The organism is Pseudaquabacterium terrae (genome assembly GCF_013266755.1).
Lineage (GTDB): Bacteria > Pseudomonadota > Gammaproteobacteria > Burkholderiales > Burkholderiaceae_C > Pseudaquabacterium > Pseudaquabacterium terrae.
On record NZ_JABRWJ010000008.1, the window covers coordinates 426991 to 448508 of the forward strand.

Genomic DNA, 21518 nt, shown 5'->3' on the forward strand with positions numbered 1-21518 from the left:
GCGTCCCGATGGCCATGCAGTTGACAGGCGGCGGCGGCCCGGACGAGGTCGTCGCCAGCATCAACACCACGCCGCTGGTCGACGTGATGCTGGTGCTGCTGATCATCTTCCTGATCACGATCCCGGTCGTGAACTTCTCGGTGCCGGTGGAGCTGCCGAAGCTGCGCAACGCACTGCGCGAGAGCCGGCCGAAAGACATCGTGATCACCGTCGACGCGCGCGGCGGCCTGCACTGGTTCGACGCGCCGGTCGCCAGCCAGGCGGCGCTCGTCGAGCGGCTGAGGGCGGTTGCGAAGCAGGACCCGCAGCCGGAGGTGCACATCCGCGGTGATGCGTCCAGCCGCTACGCGCCGGTGGGCCGCGTGCTGCTGGCCTGCCAGCGCGCCGGCATCGCGAATGTCGGCTTCATCACCGAACCGGCGGCGAGGTCGTGATGGCCGGCCGTGAATTGAAACGCCTGCGCGCGCGCCGCACTGCGGGCAGCGCCGCCGCCGAGCCGATCGTCGACGTCAACACGACGCCGCTGATCGACGTGATGCTGGTGCTGCTGGTGATGCTGATCATCACGATCCCGGTGCAACTGCACGCGGTGAACCTGAACCTGCCGGTCGGACCGCCGCCGGCCGCCGATCACAAGCCCGAGGTCGTGCGCATCGACATCGATGCGGCGGGTGCGCTGCACTGGAACGGCCAGCCGCTCGCCGACGCCGCGGAGCTGCGCCAGCGCCTCGATGCGGCCGCGACGCAAGCGCTGACGCCTGAAATACACGTCCGGCCCGACCAGGCCGCGCGCTACGACCGCTTCGCCGACGTGATGGTGGCCGCCGACCGCGCCGGCCTCGTCAAGCTCGGCGTGGTCGGCAGCGAACAGTTTGTCGACGAATGAGGACTTCTGCATGAGTGCGATTCTTCTGCCGGGCGGTGCGCCCGTTTCCCGCGGCCATGCGGCGCGTGCCTTGCCCGGGGCCGGACAGCGTGGCACCGGGCTGGCCGTGGTGCTCGGCGTGCACGTGCTGGCGGCCTGGGCGCTGAGCTCGGGGCTCGCGCGCGACGCGATCGAGGTGGTCAGGAAGCCGATCCAGATGGCCATCGTGCCGGAAGTGCCGCCGCCACCGCCGCCGCCGAAGGCCGAGAAGCTGATCGAGCGGCCCAAGCCCGCGACACCGCCGCCGCCGGCTTACGTGCCGCCGCCCGAAGTCGCGGTGGCGCCGCCGACGGCGCCGGTGATCCAGGCGGTGCAGTCCGCCGAGCCGCCGAAGGAGCCCGCGGTGATCGCGCCGCCGGCCCCACCGGCGCCGCCCGCGCCGCCGCCGCAGCCGGTGGCCATCAAGCGCGAGATCAGCGTCGCGTGCCCCGGCTACGAAGCGATCCTCGGCCAGGCGCTGGAGGAGGCGATCGAACGTGTCGGCCTGCGCGGCACCGTGCACACGCTGATCCGAATCCGCGGCAACCAGGTGGCCGAGGTCGTGCCGCAATCCGGTCCCAAGGAGTACCACAAGTACGTGCAGGCCGCGGTCAAGCGCATGCGCTGCTCGGCCGGGGGTGCGGACGAGGTGTTGGTGACGCTGCCGGTGGTGTTCTCGTGACGCTGACTCGAACAAAGCGAGTCCGCCGAGCGAGCAGCAGCCAAGTCATTGGTCAATGGGAGCATCGCAAGGGCGCGAAAGTCCGTCGCGGCCGAGCCCTTCGCCGTCCCTGACCTCGGGCGCACAAGAAAGTCGGCCGCGGGCAGCAAATGGTTCCGTGGGATAGGACCGCTCTCAGCCATGAGCGGGTGCTCCCGAACGTCCGCGGTGGCCTGGCGCCTACGACCGGGCCCGCAACCGCTTGTTCATGCGCTCCGGGAATTTGCGGTTCTTGAAGAGGTCGATGACGTCTTGAAGACCCAGATACCTGCCGCCCGGACCTTCCTTGCCCATGACGTTCAACAACACCGGCCACTCGCCGATCATCAGCGCCCGGTCGATGGACCGCCTGCGTCCTGCGGCGCGCGCGAAATTCGCGTCCATGTAGGCGCGCAGTTCCGGCAATCCCAGGCCGAGTTCCGACGATCCATCGTCGTTCGTTTTCTCCTTGGCGAAGCCCCGAAGCCTCGACACTTCCTTCGCATCGATGGCACCGCGGGCGTCCAGGAGCCCGGATCCCACGCCCTTCTTGTCGAGCGGCCCGCCACGAAGCGCATTCAGCTGCAAGCCGTGCCACTGGGTATCGGCCAGCGACAGGGGGCCCAATCCGTTCGCCACCGAGCCGATGGCGTAGACCGCCATGCGCGGCAGCACAGGACGGCCATCGCCGGCGCGGGCCGTGGCCGCCACGACTGCCGCGACCTTCGCCAGTGGTTCGCGGTCATCGGCCAACTCTCCCGTCGCCACGAGCGCACGCAGGAAAGGACATGGATTGTTTGCCGACACAGGGTGCGGCCCGCCCGACTTCTTGCCCACGGTATCTCCAGGAACTGGCATTGTTTCCGTCTCTTGGCCCGACTTCGTCGGCTGCCCGCTTGCTGCTGTCGTCGCCCGATGCACACCACGGACCAGAAGGCGCGCCCTGCCGCTGCACGACGCTGCGGCCGAGTATCAGCGTCGCCTCGACGGTCCAGGCTGGATCGTGACTCCGGCCGACCGCACCGTCCGTGCGGTGCCGAACATCGCCCGCGGTGGACGCTGACGCGCCGCGATCCGCTCGAGAACGCACTGACCAGGCTGCGTCGAGGCCGGCCTGGTCGCTCAGCCCCTGCCGGCGGCAATGTCTTACACCGCGAGCGATCAGGTTGCCAGGGGTCTTGGCCAGAATGCTGTTATCTGCGTAGAACGTCATGGAGCAACATAGCGATCCACAGGAGGCGAATGTGGCATCTGCGTCAACGGCAAATAGACCGCACGGCGTCGTCAGTCTGATCGACTATGTTTGGGGCGCGATCCTGCTGATCCCAGCCGTGACCATCTTTTCATCCACGCATGTCTCGGATCTCGGCGCCGCCTACCCCCTTGCCGCGACCGCAGGGTTCTTTGGCTTACTTCGGGCGATCCTAGGGCTTCGAGTATTCGTGGTCCTGACATACGTCCCGGCGCTGTTCGGCGTTCTAGCCGTGGGAGCCGACCTTCTACGCGATGTCAACCTTCTCGAGGCGGCCTTGATTCGGCCGGACCCGCACGAAGCGTGGCCAGTAATTCAGCCTCATGTTCACTGGATAGGCCTGACCGCGGTCCTGCTCGCCGTGCCGATCTGGGTGTTGTTTCGCACTCCGTCAACCCGGACGGCGCGCGGGAAGTGGCCTTCGGCCATACTTGCGGCAATCACTTTCGCCGCAGTCACATGCGGCGCCGTCTTTCATGACACCGTGTTGCGCGCGTGGCCGCTGAATGTGATTTCCGTTGCCGCGGCTTCTGCGATCGGCCGTGACGAATTCATCTCGACGGCGTTGCCATATGCGCCCATTAACCCCCGTTCGGCGTCCGCGAGTTGGGGCGTCTCGCGGTTGCCGGGACTTCACCCGCAGAACGAGACATACGTCCTCATCATCGGGGAATCAGTGCGTGCCGACCGGCTCGGCGCATGCGGGGGCCAAAAGCAGGTCGCCATCAGCCATCGAGACGCGATCATCTATTGCGATGTGACGTCCGGATCCAGCAGCACGCATACGTCGGTCCCTCTGCTCATCTCGCGCGAAATGCCTGGCGGTGCATTTCGGGTCAGCAAGGACGCAACATTCATGAAGGCTTTCGAGGAAGCTGGATTTCACACCTATTGGCTTGCCGTCCAGGAAAGAGGCATTGCGTGGCCTGACGCCAACACCGAAATGTTCGTAACAACAAAGAAGACCGATCGAGAAAGCCTTCTGCCATTGCTCAGATTGGTGCTCGCGCAGAACGCGCCCAAGAAATTGATCTTGGTGCATGCCTACGGCGCACACTTTTCGTACTGCGATCGCTATGAGCCCGCAACAGCTACTTTCCAGGCCGACTGCTCGAAGCTTTCTGAGCTCCCAGATGATTCCACCCTGCCGGATTTCATCCGCGCCTACGACAACGCCGTAGCCGAGTCCCTCCGATTCGTCGATGCTGTGATCTCAGAGCTAGGGCAGGCGGGCGGCTCGTCCTTCGTGATGTACACGGCTGACCATGGTGAGAACTTGCTTGACGACGGACGAAAACTTTTTCAACACGCGCTGAAGAATCCGACGCGCTGGGACACGACAGTCCCGGCCGTAATGTGGGCGAGCGATGAATGGCGCGCCAGCAACTCCGCGCGTTGGGAACGGCTCCGTGCCAACCATGAAGCCATGGCGATGCATGCCGATCTTGTGCCCACCCTGCTCGGTTCAGCGGCCATTAGATATGTCGACGAGCGGCAAGTGGCTGTCGATCTCGGAGCGATGTCACCGGCTGCCGATAGAACCCGGTGGGTAATGCGACGTCTCGGTGAGAAGGTTGATGGCGATCAACTGCGCCTAGTACATCCCCGGGGGGCAATAGGCGCGGGGACCGGAAAGTGACAAATCCTAGGCCGAAGCCGGGGCAAGCCCTCGCGCGTCGATTTCCGCGCACTCGACCCATCTTCGAACTGAACGGAGAGCCAACGCGCGCTACGCGCCGCCTCAGTCGGCGCCGGCGCGGTAGCTCCAGCGCGGCGTGATGAACAGCACCACGAGCGACACCAGCGCCAGCACGATCGCGCCCTGGAAGAACCACGGCGCTGCGGCGATGCGCTGCGGGTAGATGGTCCATGCCGCGCCCAGCCCGATCGCATTGCCGCCGGCGGCCAGCAGCGTCGTTGCGATGTCGTGGAAACGCCGCGCGCGGTTCGCGCCCTGCGACCAGCGTGGCTCGGTGTTGTAGCTCGGCAGCGCAAGGTGCGCATCGTTGAGCTGCTCGAGCGCCGCGAGGAAGGTGCGCAGGTTGGTGATCGCGCGCTCGGCCTTGTAGTTCAGCAGCGCGAGGCAGGTCGAGGCCAGCGGAAAGCCGAGCAGCAGCCACTCGACGGGCGCGGGCTCGGCGCCCGGCGCCGGCCGCAGCGCGACCAGCGCCGCCAGCAGGCTGACCACCAATGTGACGTACAGCGTCAGCGCCTGCTGGCGCTGCGCGATGCGCGCGTTGACCTCCTGGTAGGCGGCGATGAAGCGGTAGTTCGCATCGACGGCGGGCACGGGCATGGCGCGCAGTATGCGTCGGGCCTGCGCGCCGTCGAGCGCCTACTGCGCCGCGAAGCAGTACAGCAGCCCCGCGCCGCCGCTGCTGATCAGCTTGGCCTGGCTGCAGCCGCGGCTGCCGTGCGCCGAGTTCCACGAGGTGTTGTTGCCGCCGGTGCGGTCGAAGTGGCCGACCTGCGCCGAGCCGTCCTCGGCGCTGCTGGTGTAGTTGCGGCAGGTCTTGTCGGCGCCGTCGGGGAAGGCGCGGCCGTCGGTCGTCGAGCCGGTCAGGATGTCGTGCTCGTTCGGCCGGTCGCCCTGGCCCTTGACCGGTTCGCCCTTCTCGGTCAGCGCGGTGCCCCGGCTCAGGTTGTTGCCCAGCCGTGCGAGCTCGAGCTCGTCGCCGTGCAGGTGCGCGACGTCGCGCGCGATGACCTGGCCGCGCACGTTGGTCCACGGGCCTTTGCCGATGCGCTCGCGTGCATGCACCGCCGGCTGCCCGTTCGCGGCCTGCGCGCTGAGGTAGGCGCGCCAGGTCTTGTACGGGTTGCCCGCCGCGTCGGCGAGTTTCTGGCAGTGCGCGTCGGCGCCGGGCAGGCCGCCGTAGTTCGCGCCGTTGCCGGCGCCGGTGCTGGTGACGAAGAAGGTGAACGGCGGTGGGGGTGGCGCGGAAGCGCCGGGCGCGGGCGTGGGCACGGCGGTCTGGGCGGCGGCGAACGGCGCGGCCAGGCAGAGCAGCGTGGTCGCGAGGGGGGTGCGGAGCTTCATCGTCGTGGATGGGTGTGGAGGGTCAGTTGCGGTAGTCGTCATGGCAGGCCTTGCAGCTGCGCTGCAGGTTGCCGAACTGGGCCTTGATGGCAGTCAGGTCGCCGGTCAACGCGACGCGGTGCAGCTCACTGGCTTCCTTCGCGAAGGCGGCGGATTTCGCGCCGACGCCGGAGCCGTCGCTGAACAGCGTCGGCTTGACAGTGGTTTCATGCCAGCCCTTGCCGGTCTCGGTGCCCGGGCGGAACAGGCTGCCGAGCCCGCCGTTGGCCAGCGCCGCGACGATCGCCGCGGCGCGCGCGACCTCGTCCTTCTGGAAGCTGCCGTCGACGTTGCTCTTGATGCGCGCGACGTTCCACGCGATGGTCTGGTAGGCCGACTGGCGCCATTTGATGAGCTGCTCGGGTTTCGGCGGCTGTTGCGCGTGGGCCAGCGCGGGCAGCGCGAGCGCTGCGGCGAGCACGAGTGCGCGAGGGAAGGGGGCAGGCATGGGCAAGAAGGGTCCTCGTGGTTGAATGAATCGGAATGTCATGACACGCGAAGTCAACGGCCAAGCGCCTTGACCGCGGCGAGCGTGCGCGCGACGTTGTCGCGCGGCGAGACGCCACCGATCGCCGCGGCGATGCGCCCGTCGCGACGGATCACGAAGGTCGTGCGCTCGACGCGGTCGTGGGCAATCGCCTCGCCGCGCTGGTTCTTCTGGTCGGCTTGCGCCGCCTGCAGCTGCAACGCGTAGCGGCGCGCGATGCGGCCGTCGGAATCGGAGGCGACCGGGAACTTGCCGGCGCACGACTGCGGATCGGCCGAGAAGGCATTCAGCCGCTCGATGTGATCGAGCGACACGCCGACGAGCGTGGCGCCGGCGGCGGCGAACTCCGCGGCCGCTTCGGCGAAGCCGCGCGCCTGCAGGCTGCAGCCGCCGGTGAACGCGGCCGGATAGAACCAGACGACCACCGGGCCGCGCGACAGTGCATCGGCGAGCCGGTAGTCGATCGTGCGGCCGGCAAGCGACGCCGGCGCGCTGAACGTGGGCGCGGCATCACCTTCGGCCAGCGCGGCGTGCGCGGCCGGCAGGGCGTGCAGAGACGCCAGCAGCGCGGCGGCGCGAGCGATCGTGTGTCGAAGCGACAGGGGCATGGGCAACTCAGCGGAAAGGCTTGTGGGGGTCGTGGCAGTCGTTGCAGGCCTGCGCGATCGAACGCGCGGCCCGCGCCGCGCCGACGTAGTCCTGCGCCGCGAGCAACGCGGGAATCGACGCGGCCTGCACACGTCCGGCGTGCGAGACCTGTTGCGCGTCGGCTGCTGGATATTCGTGCACGAAATAACGCTCCATGCGCGCGTACAGGTCCTCCAGCACGCGGGCATCGGCCTGCGCCGCCGCGGCGTGCTGCGCCGCGATGTGGCGCTGCACGCTGACGCTCCTCTGGTCGATCACGCGCATCCAGCGGCCGAACTCGAGCTGCGATGTCTTCTGCGCGAGCGGCGACTTGTTCTTGTAGACCTCGTGACAGGCCTTGCAGCTGCGCGTGAGCTGGTCCAGCGCGTCCTGCGCCGCATCGAAGTCGCCGGCCCGCACGGCGCCGGCAACCGCCGACGCATGCTGCTGCGACGCTCGCGCGAGCTCGACGCCGCGCGCCGCATCGCCGCGCGCGGCGTAGTGGCCCTCGACCTGGCGGAAGAAGCCGCGCAGCTCCTCGGCCTCGGCCAGCGCCTTCGGATGCTTCAGGCTGACGTTCGAATCGAGGCTGCGCAGCGTGTCCTCGGCATCGCGCATCGCGTCGGCCGACAGCTCGGCACCGGCGGCCAGCACGGTCGCCACCAGCGCCAGCGGCAGCGCCGTGGCGAGCAGCAGCTTACGCATCGGTCGGTCGACGCGCCGTCACGCGAGGATCTCCTTGATCACGTCGCCGAATACGGTCGTCGCCTTCTCCGCGCGTCCTTGATGCGCGAAGACGAGCTTCTTGTGGTTCAGCCCCATCTGATGCAGCAGTGTCGCCTGCAGGTCAAAGGTGTCGACGACGCCGCTCTCGGCGCGCAGCCCCAGCTCGTCGGTGCCGCCGTAGGTGCCGGGCTTGATGCCGCCGCCCGCCACCCACTGCGTGTAGCCCCAGGGGTTGTGGTCGCGGCCGTCGCCGCTCTGGCCATACGGCGTGCGGCCGAACTCCGACGCCCAGACCACCAGCGTCGAGTCGAGCAGCCCGCGCGACTTCAGGTCCGCGAGCAGCGCGCCGACCGGCCGGTCGACCTGCTTGCTCATCACCGCGTGGTTCTTCTCCAGGCCGTTGTGCGCATCCCAGCTGTCGACCGAGTTGTCCGGCGCGCCGGAGATCACGTGCACGAAGCGCACGCCGCGCTCGACGAGCCGGCGCGCGCGCAGCAGCGCGGTGCCGTACTCGTCGGTCTCCTGGGTGCCGATGCCGTAGAGCGCCTTGGTCGCCGCGCTCTCCTTGCCCAGGTCCACCGCCTCGGGCGCCGAGACCTGCATGCGATACGCCAGGTCGTAGCTCTTGGCACGAGCGAGCAGCTCGGTATCGCCCGGGTAGCGCGCGGCGTGCTGCTCGTTCAGCGCCTTCAGCAGCTCCAGCTGCTGGCGCTGCGCCTGCTCGGTGATGCCCTCGGGCCGCGCCAGGTGCAGGACAGGCGAATCGCCCTTGCGGAACGGCGTGCCCTGGTAGGCCGCCGGCAGGAAGCCCGAGCTCCAGATCACCGCGCCGCGGCCGCCGCCCGCCGAACCGACGCCGGTGGGCAGCACGACGAAGGCCGGCAGGTCGGGGTTCGATGCGCCCAGGCCGTACTGGATCCACGAGCCCAGCGCCGGACGGCCCGGCACCAGGCCGCTGGTGTGCAGCTTCAGCGACGCGATGACGTGCGTGCTGCCCTCGGTCTTGCTGCCCTTGAGGAAGGCGATGTGGTCGGCCTGCTTCGCGATGTTCGGCAGCAGGTCGGAGACCCACGCGCCGCTCTCGCCGTGCTGCTTCCAGGTGCGCTTGCTGGCGAAGAGGTTGCCGACGCCGCCGTCGGTGGCGGTCTTCAGGTCCTTGCCGAAGGAATCGGGCAACGGCGTGCCGGCCAGGCGGATCAGCTCGGGCTTGTGGTCGAACAGGTCGAGCGTGCTCGGCGCGCCGGCCATGTGCAGCCAGATGATCGCCTTGGCCTTCGCCGGATGGTGCGGCGCACGCGGCGCGGCGGGGTCGAGCAGCCCGGCCGCCCACGCGGATTCGAGGCCGAGGCTGCCGAGCGCGGTGGCCGCGGCGCCCGCGTGTTGCAGGAAGTGGCGGCGGGAAGGGTGGTGGCTCATCGGGTGATCCTCTTGTTCGAGTTCATTCGCGGTTCAGTTCGCGGTTCAGAAGCGGTAGGTGAATTCGTTGGCGTTGACCAGCGTGTGCACCAGGTCGACGAAGGCGCTGGCGCGCGCCGGGCTCAGGGCCGCTTGCTTCTGCGGTGCGCCCTTGGGCGGGGTTGGTGAAGCCTCGGCGGGCGCACCGCCGTCGTCGTCACCGGCGCCGGCGCTGCTGCCGAGCTGGGCCTTCTGCTGGTCGAGGTGGCCGATGAACGCCGCCTTCTCGAAGCGGTCCGGCGCGCGCCGGTACACCGCCTGGTAGAAGCGCTCGATCTGCGCGCTGAGCGCCGGCTCGACGCCGTAGCCCTCGGGCAGATGCGGCTTCTTCAGCTGCGGCGCTTGAGCCTGCTGCAACGCCTCCTGGCCGTTGAGGAAGCTGCCGAGCTTCGCGAGCTCCGCGGCCGTCGGCTTGCGGGCGTAGAGGATCTGGTAGACCCGCTCGATGCGCGCCGCATCGCTGGACGGTGCCTCGCGCAGCACGCGGCCGGCGAGCGCCTTCGACCATTCGAGCACCAGGTCGCTGTTGACCAGCGCAAGCGCCTGCGGGGCGGTCGTCGTCACCTCGCGGCGGTGGTGCGGCGATTGCGGGTTGGCCCAGTCGAAGGTCTCGAGCAGCGGGTACGGCGAGTTGCGCAGCACGAAGACGTAGAGGCTGCGGCGATGGTGGTCGCGCGGATCCTGCGACGTGACCCAGCGGTTGCGCTGGCCGCCGATGTCGAAGTTCGGCGGGATCGGCGGGAACACCGCCGGGCCGCCGACCTTCTCGACCAGCAGGCCGGACGCGGCCAGCAGCGAGTCGCGGATCTGCTCGGCCTCCAGGCGCTGGCGCGGGAAGGCCCACAGCAGCTTGTTGTCGGGATCGGCCTTGGCCACCGCCGCATCGTCCGCGCGCGGCGCGCTGGCCTGGGCGTAGGTGGCCGACAGGAGGATCTGGCGGTGCAGCTTCTTGACGCTCCAGCCGTTCTTCACGAAGTCGCCGGCCAGGTGGTCCAGCAGCTCCGGATGGGTCGGCTTGGTGCCGGTCTTGCCGAAGTCGGCCAGCGTCTCGACGATGCCGCGGCCGAAGAACTGCGCCCACTGGCGGTTGACGAAGGTGCGCGTCGTCAGGCCGTTGTCGGGGCTGACCAGCCAGTTGGCGAGCGCGGTGCGCCGGCCCGACGAGGTGGCGGTCGGCTTCACGTCCGGCTGCACCTCGGACCACAGTGCGGGCAGGCCCGGCTGCACTTCCTCCAGCGGCCGGTCGTAGATGCCCTTGAACAGCACGCGCGTCGGCGGCGCGTCGGCGCCCAGCTCGGTCATCGTCGAGATCTGCCCCGGGTCCTTGGGCTTCAGGGGATCGAGCTTCTTCAGCTCCGCACCCAGCGCCTCGTACTTCGCCCAGGCCTCCTTGTCCTTGGTCTTGAGCTGGTTCTCCGCATTGCGCGTGCGGCCGGACATCGTCCACAGGTTGCGGTGGTGGATCCAGCGGTCGTAGGCGTCGCGCTCGGCAGCGGGCTTCGTGATCGACTCGCGCGTCTTCGGCACGAAGCCGGACAGGCGGTCGCTCTCGAGCTTGTCGACCACGGGTTTGAGCAGCGCGTCGCGCTGCTCGCGGATCGGTTTCGTCGCCGCTTCCCAGGCCGCGTACCTGGCGAGGTAGGACTTCAGGCCGTCGCCGCTCAGCGCGGTGACGTCGTCCTTCCAGCTCGCGTTCGCGAAGTAGGCCTGGAACTGGTAGTACTCCTTCTGCGAGAGCTTCTCGCTCTTGTGGTCGTGGCATTGGGCGCAGTTGATCGTCGCGCCGAGGAACACCGAGCCCACGGTGTCGGTCAGGTCGTTGGCGACCTCCTGCTTCTTCAGGTTCAGGTCGCGCGCGTTGATCTCGTCGGGCAGGTTGCGCAGGAAGCCGGTGGCGATGAGCGCCTCGGTGGACTCGGGCCACAGCTCGTCGCCGGCCAACTGCTCCTTGACGAAGCGGTCGAAGGGCTTGTCGCTGTTGAAGGCCTGCACCACGTAGTCGCGGTAGCGCCAGATGTTCGGCCGCGTGCCGTCGGTGTTGTAGCCGTCGCTGTCGGCGTAGCGTGTCAGATCAAGCCAACGACGGGCCTGGCGTTCGCCGTAGCGCGGTGAGGCCAGCAGGCGGTCGATCAGCTTGTCGTGCGCCTTGGGCGACTTGTCGGCGACGAAGGCCTTCACCTCTTCCGGTGTCGGCAGCAGGCCCCAGGCATCGAGCGTCGCACGGCGGATGAAGGTGGCGCGGTCGGCTTCGGCCGACGGGCGGATGCCGGCGCCTTCCAGCTTGGCCAGGATGAAGGCATCGAGCGGGCTCTTGACCCACTTGGCGTCCTTCACCGCCGGCAGCGCGGCGCGGGCGCCGGCGGCGATGGGCTTGAGCGGGCTGTAGGCCCACGGGCGCTCGCTGCCGCGCTTGAACGCGCCGGGCGCTTCGTAGTCGGTGGCAGTGCGGCCGGCGAGCGAGACGCCGGCGAGCACGGCGGCCAGCGAGAGGGTGGCTATTCTGTTCATGGTCGGTTCCTCGGGTTCTGCGCGCTGTCAGCGCAAGTTGCGGGCCAGCGCCGCAGCGGGTGCAGCAGGGGTTTTCGGCGGTGTCGAGGTGTTCGGCTGCTGCGCCCGCAACAGCGGCGCAGCAGCGCTGTTGCGGCGGCTACAACTTCGCGGTGAACTGGACGCCGATGCTGCGCGGCACGGCCGGCGTCACCGTGGTCGACGTGATCGCGCGCGGCGTGTTGTCGTCGAACAGGTTCTTGACGATCAGGCTGGCCTGGAAGCTCTTGTTGCGGGTGCCGAAGCCGATCGACGCGTCGACCAGCGTGCTGGCCTTGACCACCGAGTATTCGGACAGCAGCACGTCAGAGTAGTAGCGGCTGGAGTACGCGGCATTCGCCGACGTGAAGATCTCCTTGTCGCCCCCCACCGGCACGCGCCAGTCGGCGCCGACGTTGAAGCTCCACTTCGGCGCACCGGCGAGCGGCCGGCCGCTCAGGTCGCGGTAGGGCGCGGCACTCGGGTAGCCGTTCTCGACCGGCTGCGCGGCATTCGGGAAGCGCTTGTACTCGGCCAAGTTGTACGCGCCCGAAAAGCGCAGCTGCAGGTTGCGGATTCCGGCGTAGACGCCGTCGACCTCGAGGCCCTTCACTTCCACTTCCGGCACGTTGCCGGTGGCGGTGGTGTAGATGGTCTCGCTGGACAGCGCGGTGGTGTAGGCATCGACGGTGCGCACGCTCTGCTGGTAGTCGCGGATGCGGGTGTAGAACACGTCGGCGTTGAGGATCAGCGTGCGGTTCAGCAGCGAGGACTTGATGCCCAGCTCGAGCGAATCGGTCTTCTCCGGCTTCACGAGCGCGGACACGCCGTTGACGAACTGCGCGATGCCGGCCTTCTCGCCATGCTGGTAGGAGGCGTAGGTGGTGACGTTGGGGTTGAGCTTCCAGCTCGGGCTCAGCACCAGCGCCGGCTGCGTCTTCTTGAAGCGCTCGGCCTCGGTGCTGGCGAACAGCACGCCGAGGTTGGTCTTGCGGATGGCCTGCGCATCGGCAAGCTGCCGCTTCTGCGCGTCGGTCAGCGCGCTCCAGCTCGCGGTGTTGAAGTACTTCTTCGCCGCGGTGTCGGCGGCGGCCTGCGCGCTGGCGACCAGCGCGGCATCGCGCGTGTCGGTGGTCAAGGCGACCGTCGGTGCCGCCGACGTGCCCGCGGCCACCAGCACGGCGCCCGGCGTGTCCGCGGCCACGACGATGCCGTTGCGCACCCACCGGGCCGCGCCGGTGTTGAGGTAGGAATCGAAGCCGCCGAGCAGCACGCCGTTGACGATCGACGGGTTGAGCTCCGGCGCGCTGCCGTTGCTGGTGATCTCGCTGCGGCCGGTGTTGCGGCGGTCCTCCCGCGTCAATCGCGCGCCGGTGGTCAGGGTGAAAGCGTCGCTGAAGTGCCAGTTCGCCTGGCCGAAGATGGCAGCGCTCTTGTTGCGGATGTCCTGCACGCCGGTCGGGCTGTTGTACGAGGCCTTCAGGTTGGCCAGGCTGTTGCGCAGCAGGTCACGGCCGGCACCGTCGGCATCGAGCCGGCCGTATTGCGCGTTGGTCGCGAACCATGCGCCGGCATCGTTGCCCCACCAGCGCCGGTAGTCGACCTGGTTGTCCACGCCGATGAAGTACAGCCCGCCCTGGTAGTCGACGAGGCCGCCAGCGGGCGACGAGAGGCGGAACTCCTGCGTCGCCTGGCGGTAGTCGTTCCAGAAGCCGCCGGCGTTGCGGTAGACGTCGAAAGGGCTGCCCTCGTCGTTGACGGCGTCGAAGTGGTAGGTCTTGTAGGCGGTGATCGAGGTCAGCGTGTGCTGCCCCAACTGCCATTGCAGATCGGCCGTGGCGCCCGCGCTGCCGGTGACCAGGCCGCGCACGGCATCGGACGACAAGTAGTTCCGGTAGTCATCGACGCTGTAGCCGGTGTTGCTGGAGAACCAGCGCCGCAACAGCCGCTGTTCATTGCTCAGCGTGGTGATGGCCTGGCCGTTCGACCAGGTGGTCGGCGCGTCGGCCCGCGGCAGCGAGCGGCCGTTGGTCGTTTCGCCGGCGCGCGGCTGCAGGTCGAAGGCGAAGCGGGCCTTGAAGTCGGGCGACGGTGTCAGCAGGAACTGCACGCGGCCCGATGCGCGGTCGGTGTTGGTGTAGCTGATGTCGCGGTTGTAGGCGTTCTTGATGTCGCCGGCGCCCTTGTTGACCGAGAAGGTGCCGCGCCAGGCGAGCAGGCCGTCGACGATCGGGCCGCCGATCGCGCCGGTGGCGAAGAGGCCGTCGCGTTCGCGGAACGACAGCGTGAAGTCGGCGGTTGGCGTGAAGCTCGGTCGCTTGGTGGTGAAGATCAGGTTGCCGACGCTCGCGTTCTTGCCCAGCAGCGTGCCCTGGGGCCCGCGCGTGACCTCGATCGTGTCGATGTCGACGAAGTCGAAGCTCGAGGTCAGCGCGTTGTACGCGTAGCTGACGCCGTCGACGATGATGCCGACGCTCGGGTCCTGCGCCTCGGTCTGGCCGATCTTGCCGATGCCGCGGATCGCGATGCTGCTGGTGCGCTGGTTGCCGAGGTTCCACGAGACGTTCGCCGCGCGCCTGGTCAGGTCGTCGATGCCGACGGCGCCGAGCCGGTCGAGCTCGCTGCCCTGGATCACCGAGATCGACAGCGGCACGTCCTGCAGCTTCTCGATGCGGTGGCGGCTGCGCACGGTGACCGCGTTGAGCTGCGCGTCGGCCGCGGGCTCGTCGGCGCCGAGCGCAGGGCTGCCGAGCGCAGGGGTGCCGAGAACGATGCCGGCCATCAGTGCGGCGAGCGGGCGGAGGGGGGAGGGTACGGCGATGAAGGGCATGGGCGCGTTGTCGTCTGTTGTGGGAGAACGGGCTTGCCGTACGCAGGCCGCGTGCCGACCCGGGTGCGCAAGCTCATGCGGGATTTGCAGTTGCGCGTGGCATGGAAGCTGCTGCTGCGATGTCGTCTCAACCCACGACGTGCATCACCGATGACTCGACTTCTCTCTGCCGCGATTGCGGGCCTCGCGATCCTCACCGCCCCCGCGCAGGCGCAGACCAACCCGCCGCCTGCGGCCGAGCAACCATGGCGTTATCAGACGAAGCGGCTGAACGTCGCCGAGGTGGATGCGCTGCTCGCGCAGCCGACCAGGCTGCTGGTGCTGGACGTGCGCCGTCCCGACGAGCTGATCAGGTACGGCAGCTTCCCGGTGTTCCTGAACGTGCAGTACCGCGAGCTCGAGAGTCAGATCGCCTGGCTGCCGACGGACCGCGCGATCCTGACCGTGTCGAACCATGCGCAGCGCGCCGGTGCGGCCGGCGACCTGCTGCGGGCGAAGGGTTTCGAGGTCGCCGGCGCGACCGGCTCGGAGGACTACGAGCAGGCCGGCGGCAAGGCGGTGGCGCACATCCAGCCGCCCAAGCGCTGAGATTCGAGCGAGGCCTCCCGGCCTCGCGGCACACCAGAGCGAGGCCTCCCGGCCTCGCGTGGCTCACTTCTTCGTATAGACCTGGTCGAACACGCCACCGTCGTTGAAGTGGGTGGTCTGTGCCTTGGTCCAGCCGCCGAACACCTCGTCGATGGTGAACAGGCTCAGCTTCGGGAAGGCCTTGGCATGCGCGGCGGCCACCTTCGGATCGATCGGCCGGTAGTGGTGGCGCGCGGCGATCTCCTGGCCTTCGGGCGAATACAGGTACTCGAGGTAGGCCTGCGCCACCGCGCGCGTGCCCTTCCTGTCGACCACCTTGTCGACCACCGACACCGGCGGCTCGGCCAGGATGCTGACCGGCGGGTAGACGATGTCGAACTTGTCGGCGCCGAATTCCTTCAGCGCCAGGTGCGCCTCGTTCTCCCAGGCCAGCAGCACGTCACCGATGCCGCGCTCGGCGAAGGTCACCGTCGAGCCGCGCGCGCCGGAATCGAGCACCGGCACGTTGGAGAACAGCCTGGCGACGAAGTCCTTGGCCTTCGTTTCGTTGCCGCCCGGCTGCTTCAGCGCGAAGCCGTAGGCCGCCAGGTAGCCCCAGCGTGCGCCGCCGGAGGTTTTCGGGTTTGCGGTGATCACCGAGACGTTCGGTTTGACCAGGTCGTCCCAGTTGCGGATGCCCTTCGGGTTGCCCTTGCGCACGAGGAAGATGTAGGTGCTGGTGTAGGGCGAGCTGTTGTGCTTCAGGCGCTTCTGCCAGTCGGCCGGCAGCAGCTGGGCCTGCGTGTTCAGCACGTCGACGTCGTAGGCCAGCGCGAGCGTGACGACATCGGCGTCGAGGCCGTCGATGACCGAGCGCGCCTGCTTGCCCGAGCCGCCGTGGCTCTGCTTGACGCTGACGGTGTCGCCGGTCCTGGCCTTCCAGTGCGTCGCGAAGGCCTTGTTGTAGTCGGCGTAGAGCTCACGCGTCGGGTCGTAGCTGACGTTCAGCAGCGTGATGTCCTTGGCCCAGGCGGCGGGTGATGCCAGCGAGGCGGCGGCCGCGAGCGCGAACAGGGTGCGGCGCGTGAATTGGGCGAAGCGGGGCAAGGTCATGATCGAGTCGAGGTGTGAAAGTCGGTTGAACACGGGCCGCGACTCTAGAAAGCGAATGCAGCGGCGCCAACGAAGCAAATCGCTGCAGCTCATGCATTTGCTGTTGCGGCTGTTGCGCGCATGCACAGCATGTGCACAGAACAAAACGTTCGTAGCGGCGGGGTCTTGCCGACCCTAGAGTCGGCGCTCCTTAGTCACGACGGAAGTTGCTCCTTGCCCACCGACCGCCTGCTCACGCTGCCCGAATCGCCCGGCGCCGCCTTGTCGATCCGCGCCAAGGCGCTGGTCTTCCACGACCCGCAATCCGTCGCGCTGATCGAGCAGGTGGAGCGGATCGCGGCCACTGATGCGACGGTGCTGATCATCGGCGAGACCGGCACCGGCAAAGAGCTGATCGCCCGCCACGTGCACCGCGAGAGCGGCCGCCGCGGCCCCTTCGTCGCGGTGAACTGCGGCGCGTTCTCCGAGAACCTGATCGACGCCGAGCTGTTCGGCCACGAAGCCGGCGCATTCACCGGCGCCAGCCAGGCGCGCGCCGGTTGGTTCGAGGCTGCGAACAACGGCACCCTGTTCCTCGACGAGATCGGCGACCTGCCGCTCGCGCTGCAGGTGAAGCTGCTGCGCGTGCTGCAGGAGCGCCAGGTCACGCGGCTGGGCTCGCGCCGGCCCACGGAGATCGATGTGCGCCTGGTCGCCGCGACCAACGTCGACCTGGCGCGGGCCGTCGAGGCCGGCCGTTTCCGGCGCGACCTGTACTACCGGTTGAACATCGCGCTGCTGCGGCTGCCCCGCCTCGCCGAGCGGCCGGCGGACATCCTGGCGCTGGCGGAGCATTTCATCGCCGTGTACGGCCGACGCATGGACTTGCGCGGGGTGCGCCTGGGCGCCGATGCGCGCCGCGCGCTGCTGGCGCACGACTGGCCCGGCAACATCCGCGAGCTGGAAAACGTCATCCACTATGCGCTGATCGTCAACCGCGGCGATGAAATCCGGGCCGACTCGCTGAACCTGCATGCCGGGCCGGCGCAGGTGGGTGCGCAGCGCGGTGTTGTCGGACCGGATGCCGGCGCGGCGGAGGACGATCCGCTCGCGCAGTTGCGGCGCAACCTGGAGGGCTTGTTCCAGCAGGATCGACCCGACGTGTTCGCCACGCTCGAGCGCGAGATCGTGCAGGCGGCCTTTCACTTCTGCCACCGCAATCAGGTGCGAACGTCGGTGCTGCTGGGCATCAGCCGCAACGTGCTGCGCTCGCAGCTCAAGCGCTTCGGGCTGCTGCCGGCGCAGCTTTCGAACCAAGGTCCTTGATTCGGCCGCGCCGGCGTTCCACGAGCCGAGACGGAATTCGAACGCCGTCCGTTGACGTGTCCACCCCCGACCAATGAACATTGCCCCCAGGCAAATGCATTCGATTGGTTGGAAGGAAACGCAATGAAATTCGGTCTGTTCGGTGGCGCCCGCGTCAGCGAGGAAGGCTCGCGCAGCGACAGTCAAGGTTATGCCGGCTTCGTGAATTACGTGGTCGAGGCCGAGAGACTCGGCTTCGCGAGCATGTTCCTGGTGGAGCACCACTTCACCGGTATCGGGCAGGTTTCTTCCTCGCTGTCGCTGCTGTCCTACCTGGCCGCGAAGACCAGCACGATTCGCCTGGGCACGGGAGTCGTGGTCCTGCCTTGGCACAACCCGGTATTGGTGGCCGAACAGGCGGCGACGCTCGATTTGCTGTCGAATGGCCGCTTCGATTTCGGCGTCGGAAGGGGCTATCGGAAGTCCGAATTCGACAGCTTCGGCATTCCGATGGACGAAGCGGCCGAGCGATTCGAAGAAGCGATCGAAGTGATCCGCAAATCCTTCGTGTCCCGCACGCGCTTCTCGCACCACGGCAAGCGCTGGAACTACGAGAACATCGTCGTCGAGCCGCCGGTGAAGCAGAGGCCGCATCCGCCGCTGTGGATCGGTGCCGGCAATCTCGAGGTGATTCGGCGCGGCGCCCGCGACGGATTCAACCTGCTGCTCGATCAGGTGGCACCCGTGGCATTGATTGGCGAACGCGTGGCGGCCTTCCGCGACGAATGCGTGCGCATCGGCCGCGCCTACACGCCGGACATGGTCGGTGTGACCCGCGGCTACTACCTGGCGCGCACACCCGAGCAGCGCAGCGAACAGAAGGCCCGGCGCGAGCAGATCCTTGGCAGCATCGGCGGCATCCGCCAGACCGGCGCGCCGCTTCCGCCGCCGGAGGAGGACGATGCCCCGTTGTTCGGAAGCTGTGCCGAAATCATCGAACGCCTGCGTGCGCTCGAACGCGTCGGTGTCGGCTACGTGCTGGTCAGCGATCCGAGCGGTGACCTGGAGGCGCTGAAGGTGTTTGCCGACGAAGTGATGCCGGCCATGCGAACGGGTGCCGCCGCCGCGCGCGCCGCAGTCGAGGTCGATTCGGCGCATCAGCCGGCATGAGATCTCGCGATCGAACACCACGGAGAGACAAGCCATGCAACACGGATTCGCCAAGACCTCTGCGGGCCAGATTCACTACGCGAAGCACGGTGCCGCAGGCGCCATGCCGCTGATCCTGCTGCACAGCAATGGCGGCTCGTGGCGGCAGTTCGCGCAAACGCTGGGAGGCTTTGCGCGGCACTTCGAGGTCTTCGCCGTCGACCTGCCCGGGCAGGGTGACTCGTTTCCGCTGCCCGATCACCTGCCGATCGAACGCTACGGTGACCTGATCGTCGAACTGATGGACAGCCTGGGCCTGCGCCGCGCGGCCGTGCTGGGCTGCTCGGTCGGCGGCTCGGTCGCCATCGACCTCGCGGCCCGCCATCCCGAGCGCTTCGACCGGCTGGTGATCGTCGAGACGCCCGCCCGCACCGACGAGGCCTGGGCCAGCCGATGGGGTCCGATGGAGGCGCTGTTCGGTGTGGTCTCGCAACCCTTCGAGGCGGCCGCCAGGCGCGTGGTGGGCCTGACGCCGGAAGCCTATCTCGCATGGGACATCGATCGCCACAAGGCGGGCGCCAAGACCATGGTGAGCGTCATGTGGGCGATGCGCCAGTTCGACGTGTTCTCGGCGCTCGATCGCCTGCAGGCGCCGACGCTGGTGCTGTTCGGCGAGTCGACGCCGATCGCCGATTCGCGGGCGGTGTATGCGCAGCGGCTGCCGGACGCACCGGTCGCGACATTGCCGGCGTGCGGCCACTTTCCGATGATCGAGAACCCCTCGGCACTCGTCGAGGCGGTGCTCGATTGGTCGTGCAACCTCGGGCAGGGAGAGGTGCATGCACTCGCAGAACGCCGGTGAGGAAGACTATCCCTCGCTGCACGACCGGATCGACCTCCGGCAGGCCGGATCGTTGCGGTACTGCAAGCGAAACGATGTCGCCATCGCAAGGACAACACCGATGAAGATCCAGATCGTCACGCTGCGCGTCGACAACTGGCCGGAGATGGTCGACTACTACCAGAACCGGCTGCAGCTGACGCTGAAATTCGCGGACCTGCCGAACCAGTACGCGATGTTCGACACCGGCGCTGTGCGGCTCGCCATCGAGGGAACCGTCCGGCCGGCGCACGCGAGGCGGGCGCAGCGCCCTGGCGCCATGGTGAACTTCGAGGTGGCCGATTTGGCGGCGGTGCTGCAAGGGCTGCGGGCGCAAGGGGTGGAAGCCCTCACCGAAGTGCGCGCCGGCCCGGGCTACGACTATGTCGCCGTCGACGATCCCGAAGGCAACGAACACATCCTCTTCCAGCGCGCGCCTGGCCCGCGTTGACCGAGACCCGCATGCTCATCGACCACCGCACCTACCGCGTTCGACCGTTCACGCTGCACAAGCAGCTGGCGCTGTTCGGCGAACACGGCTATCCGGTCCTCAGGCGCCACATCGGCGAACCGCTGGGGATCTTCCTGCCGACGGACGGCGACATCAACAGCTACATCCACATCTGGGTGTTCGAGGACCACGCCGATCGCGCGCGCCGGCGCGCGCTGCTCGACAAGGACCCGGCCTGGCACGCGTTTCTCGAACGTGCCGCGCAGGCGGCCTACATCACCCACCAGGAAAGCCGCCTGATGGTGCCCTCGGACCTGGTGGCCGTGCCCTGGCCGAAGATCGCACCGCTGCCCGGCCATCCGGCCTCGGAAAACTGAAGAGGTCCACCATGAAGGCAGTCTGGTACGAGCGGTGTGGCGAAGCGGCCGATGTCCTCGTCCACGGGGACATGGAGCCGCCGCAGGCGCGGCCGGGTGAGGTCCGCGTGCGGCTGCACGCCTCGAGCGTCAATCCGGCCGATACCGTGCTGCGGCGCGGCGCGGGCCAGGTGGCCGCGCCGCGCATCATTCCGAACAGTGACGGCGCCGGCGTCATCGACCAGGTCGGGGCCGGCGTCACCCGCTTCTGTGTCGGCGAGCGCGTCTGGCTCTACAACGGGCAGAGAAACGGCCGGGCCTTCGGCACGGCGGCGCAGTACATCGCGATCGACGAGCGCCTGGTGACCCCGCTGCCCGACAGCGTCGGATTCGTGCAGGGCGTGACGCTCGGCATCCCGTGCATGACGGCGTGGGTGTGCCTGTTCATGGACGGTCCGATCGAGGGCCGGACGGTGGTGGTCACCGGAGGCGCCGGGGCCGTCGGCCACTATGCCGTCCAACTCGCAAAGTGGGCGGGTGCCCGGGTCATCGCCACCGTGAGCTCGGCCGAGAAGGCGGACATCGCGCGCCAGGCCGGCGCCGACCTGGTGATCGACTACAAGACCGAACCGGTCGCCGACATCGTCATGCAAGCCACCGCTGGCCGCGGCGTCGACCGGATCGTGGAGGTGGAGTTCGGCGACAACCTCGCCACCAGCCTCGAGATCCTGGCAAACAACGCCACCATCGCGACCTATGCATCGCGCAATGCGATGCCGGTCGTGCCTTTCGACCGGCTCAAGGGCAAGAACGTCACGATCCACGCACTGCGCCTGCCGTTGATGCCCCCGGCCCTGTGCCGCAAGGGCCAGTCGCAGATCACGCAGTGGCTCGAGTCCGGCCCGCGGCTGCACCTGGTCGCGGCCAGCTTCCCGCTCGCGGCCACGGCGGCGGCGCACCAGGCCGTCGAACGCGGCGGAAAGCTGGGAACCGTCGTCGTCGACTGCAGCTAGCCCGGAAATTTCACGCTACCCCCGTGAAAGCGAGGACGGCATTGCCCCTGGAATGCCCGTTTGTCGAGGTGCTGAATCTTGACGAAGGGCGGAGGCAATGCCGAATCCAGAATGTACCG

21 protein-coding genes are annotated in these 21518 nt (G+C 68.3%); 11 read left to right on the top strand and 10 right to left on the bottom strand.

The annotated features are described in order from the left end of the window. Window positions 1-8: 8 nt before the first annotated feature. From HLB44_RS26570 to HLB44_RS26580, 3 genes are read left to right on the top strand one after another with little or no spacing between them, the layout of a single operon-like run. On the top strand, window positions 9-434 hold the full coding sequence (locus HLB44_RS26570) for an ExbD/TolR family protein (RefSeq protein WP_173129868.1): 426 nt from the start codon (window positions 9-11) through the stop codon (window positions 432-434). Further along, window positions 434-886, top strand: a complete 453-nt coding sequence (locus HLB44_RS26575; RefSeq protein WP_173129871.1) for an ExbD/TolR family protein — start codon at window positions 434-436, stop codon at window positions 884-886. Before HLB44_RS26570 ends, HLB44_RS26575 begins: the two co-directional genes overlap by 1 nt. Before the next feature lie 10 nt (window positions 887-896). Continuing rightward, window positions 897-1586 (top strand): energy transducer TonB, encoded by a 690-nt coding sequence (locus HLB44_RS26580; protein ID WP_173129874.1) that lies wholly within the window; start codon window positions 897-899, stop codon window positions 1584-1586. 219 nt (window positions 1587-1805) lie between these two features. Here the strand turns inward: HLB44_RS26580 and HLB44_RS26585 are convergent, their stop codons facing one another. Beyond that, complete coding sequence (locus HLB44_RS26585) at window positions 1806-2441, bottom strand: hypothetical protein (protein ID WP_173129877.1); 636 nt, start codon at window positions 2439-2441, stop codon at window positions 1806-1808. Window positions 2442-2815: 374 nt separating this feature from the next. On the opposite strand from HLB44_RS26585, the gene HLB44_RS26590 reads away from it, so the two are divergent. Then, the gene (locus HLB44_RS26590; protein WP_173129880.1) at window positions 2816-4495 is read left to right on the top strand and encodes a sulfatase-like hydrolase/transferase; all 1680 of its coding nucleotides are present in this window, start codon (window positions 2816-2818) and stop codon (window positions 4493-4495) included. A 102-nt stretch (window positions 4496-4597) separates the two neighbouring features. Here HLB44_RS26590 and HLB44_RS26595 read toward each other — a convergent pair whose 3' ends face one another. From HLB44_RS26595 to HLB44_RS26630, 8 genes are all read right to left on the bottom strand, one after another. Then, on the bottom strand, window positions 4598-5152 hold the full coding sequence (locus HLB44_RS26595) for a hypothetical protein (RefSeq protein WP_173129883.1): 555 nt from the start codon (window positions 5150-5152) through the stop codon (window positions 4598-4600). A 39-nt stretch (window positions 5153-5191) separates the two neighbouring features. Further along, window positions 5192-5896, bottom strand: a complete 705-nt coding sequence (locus HLB44_RS26600) for a lectin (protein WP_173129886.1) — start codon at window positions 5894-5896, stop codon at window positions 5192-5194. Window positions 5897-5918: 22 nt separating this feature from the next. Beyond that, on the bottom strand, window positions 5919-6383 hold the full coding sequence (locus tag HLB44_RS26605) for a c-type cytochrome (protein ID WP_173130054.1): 465 nt from the start codon (window positions 6381-6383) through the stop codon (window positions 5919-5921). A 53-nt stretch (window positions 6384-6436) separates the two neighbouring features. Beyond that, window positions 6437-7030 carry a redoxin domain-containing protein gene (locus HLB44_RS26610; RefSeq protein WP_173129888.1) on the bottom strand — a complete coding sequence of 198 codons (594 nt, stop codon included), beginning with the start codon at window positions 7028-7030 and terminating at the stop codon, window positions 6437-6439. 7 nt (window positions 7031-7037) lie between these two features. Beyond that, window positions 7038-7754, bottom strand: a complete 717-nt coding sequence (locus tag HLB44_RS26615) for a cytochrome c (RefSeq protein WP_173129891.1) — start codon at window positions 7752-7754, stop codon at window positions 7038-7040. 18 nt (window positions 7755-7772) lie between these two features. Further along, window positions 7773-9191, bottom strand: a complete 1419-nt coding sequence (locus HLB44_RS26620; RefSeq protein ID WP_173129893.1) for a DUF1501 domain-containing protein — start codon at window positions 9189-9191, stop codon at window positions 7773-7775. Window positions 9192-9236: 45 nt separating this feature from the next. Next, window positions 9237-11738: a DUF1549 and DUF1553 domain-containing protein gene (locus HLB44_RS26625; protein WP_173129896.1), complete on the bottom strand. Its 2502-nt coding sequence runs from the start codon at window positions 11736-11738 to the stop codon at window positions 9237-9239. Window positions 11739-11877: 139 nt separating this feature from the next. Beyond that, complete coding sequence (locus HLB44_RS26630) at window positions 11878-14586, bottom strand: TonB-dependent receptor (protein ID WP_173129898.1); 2709 nt, start codon at window positions 14584-14586, stop codon at window positions 11878-11880. 150 nt (window positions 14587-14736) lie between these two features. Between HLB44_RS26630 and HLB44_RS26635 the strand changes: the two genes are divergently transcribed. Next, entirely contained in the window at window positions 14737-15174 is a 438-nt protein-coding gene (locus HLB44_RS26635) for a rhodanese-like domain-containing protein (protein WP_173129901.1), read from the top strand. A gap of 63 nt (window positions 15175-15237) precedes the next feature. Here the strand turns inward: HLB44_RS26635 and HLB44_RS26640 are convergent, their stop codons facing one another. Then, the gene (locus tag HLB44_RS26640; protein ID WP_173129904.1) at window positions 15238-16266 is read right to left on the bottom strand and encodes a sulfate ABC transporter substrate-binding protein; all 1029 of its coding nucleotides are present in this window, start codon (window positions 16264-16266) and stop codon (window positions 15238-15240) included. Between the two features lie 165 nt (window positions 16267-16431). On the opposite strand from HLB44_RS26640, the gene HLB44_RS26645 reads away from it, so the two are divergent. The 6 genes from HLB44_RS26645 to HLB44_RS26670 all read left to right on the top strand — a co-directional run bounded on the left by HLB44_RS26645 (window position 16432) and on the right by HLB44_RS26670 (window position 21399). Beyond that, window positions 16432-17571, top strand: coding sequence for a sigma-54 interaction domain-containing protein (locus tag HLB44_RS26645; RefSeq protein WP_425500859.1), 1140 nt, complete (start codon window positions 16432-16434; stop codon window positions 17569-17571). A gap of 123 nt (window positions 17572-17694) precedes the next feature. Further along, on the top strand, window positions 17695-18720 hold the full coding sequence (locus HLB44_RS26650; protein WP_173129911.1) for an LLM class flavin-dependent oxidoreductase: 1026 nt from the start codon (window positions 17695-17697) through the stop codon (window positions 18718-18720). 34 nt (window positions 18721-18754) lie between these two features. Further along, window positions 18755-19561, top strand: coding sequence for an alpha/beta fold hydrolase (locus HLB44_RS26655; RefSeq protein ID WP_173129914.1), 807 nt, complete (start codon window positions 18755-18757; stop codon window positions 19559-19561). Beyond that, window positions 19539-20030 (top strand): VOC family protein, encoded by a 492-nt coding sequence (locus HLB44_RS26660; protein WP_173129917.1) that lies wholly within the window; start codon window positions 19539-19541, stop codon window positions 20028-20030. Before HLB44_RS26655 ends, HLB44_RS26660 begins: the two co-directional genes overlap by 23 nt. Before the next feature lie 11 nt (window positions 20031-20041). Beyond that, entirely contained in the window at window positions 20042-20407 is a 366-nt protein-coding gene (locus HLB44_RS26665) for an NIPSNAP family protein (RefSeq protein ID WP_173129920.1), read from the top strand. An 11-nt stretch (window positions 20408-20418) separates the two neighbouring features. Next, a complete protein-coding gene (locus HLB44_RS26670) occupies window positions 20419-21399 on the top strand; it encodes an NADPH:quinone reductase (RefSeq protein WP_173129923.1) in 981 nt (326 codons plus the stop codon). The last annotated feature ends 119 nt before the right edge of the window (window positions 21400-21518 follow it).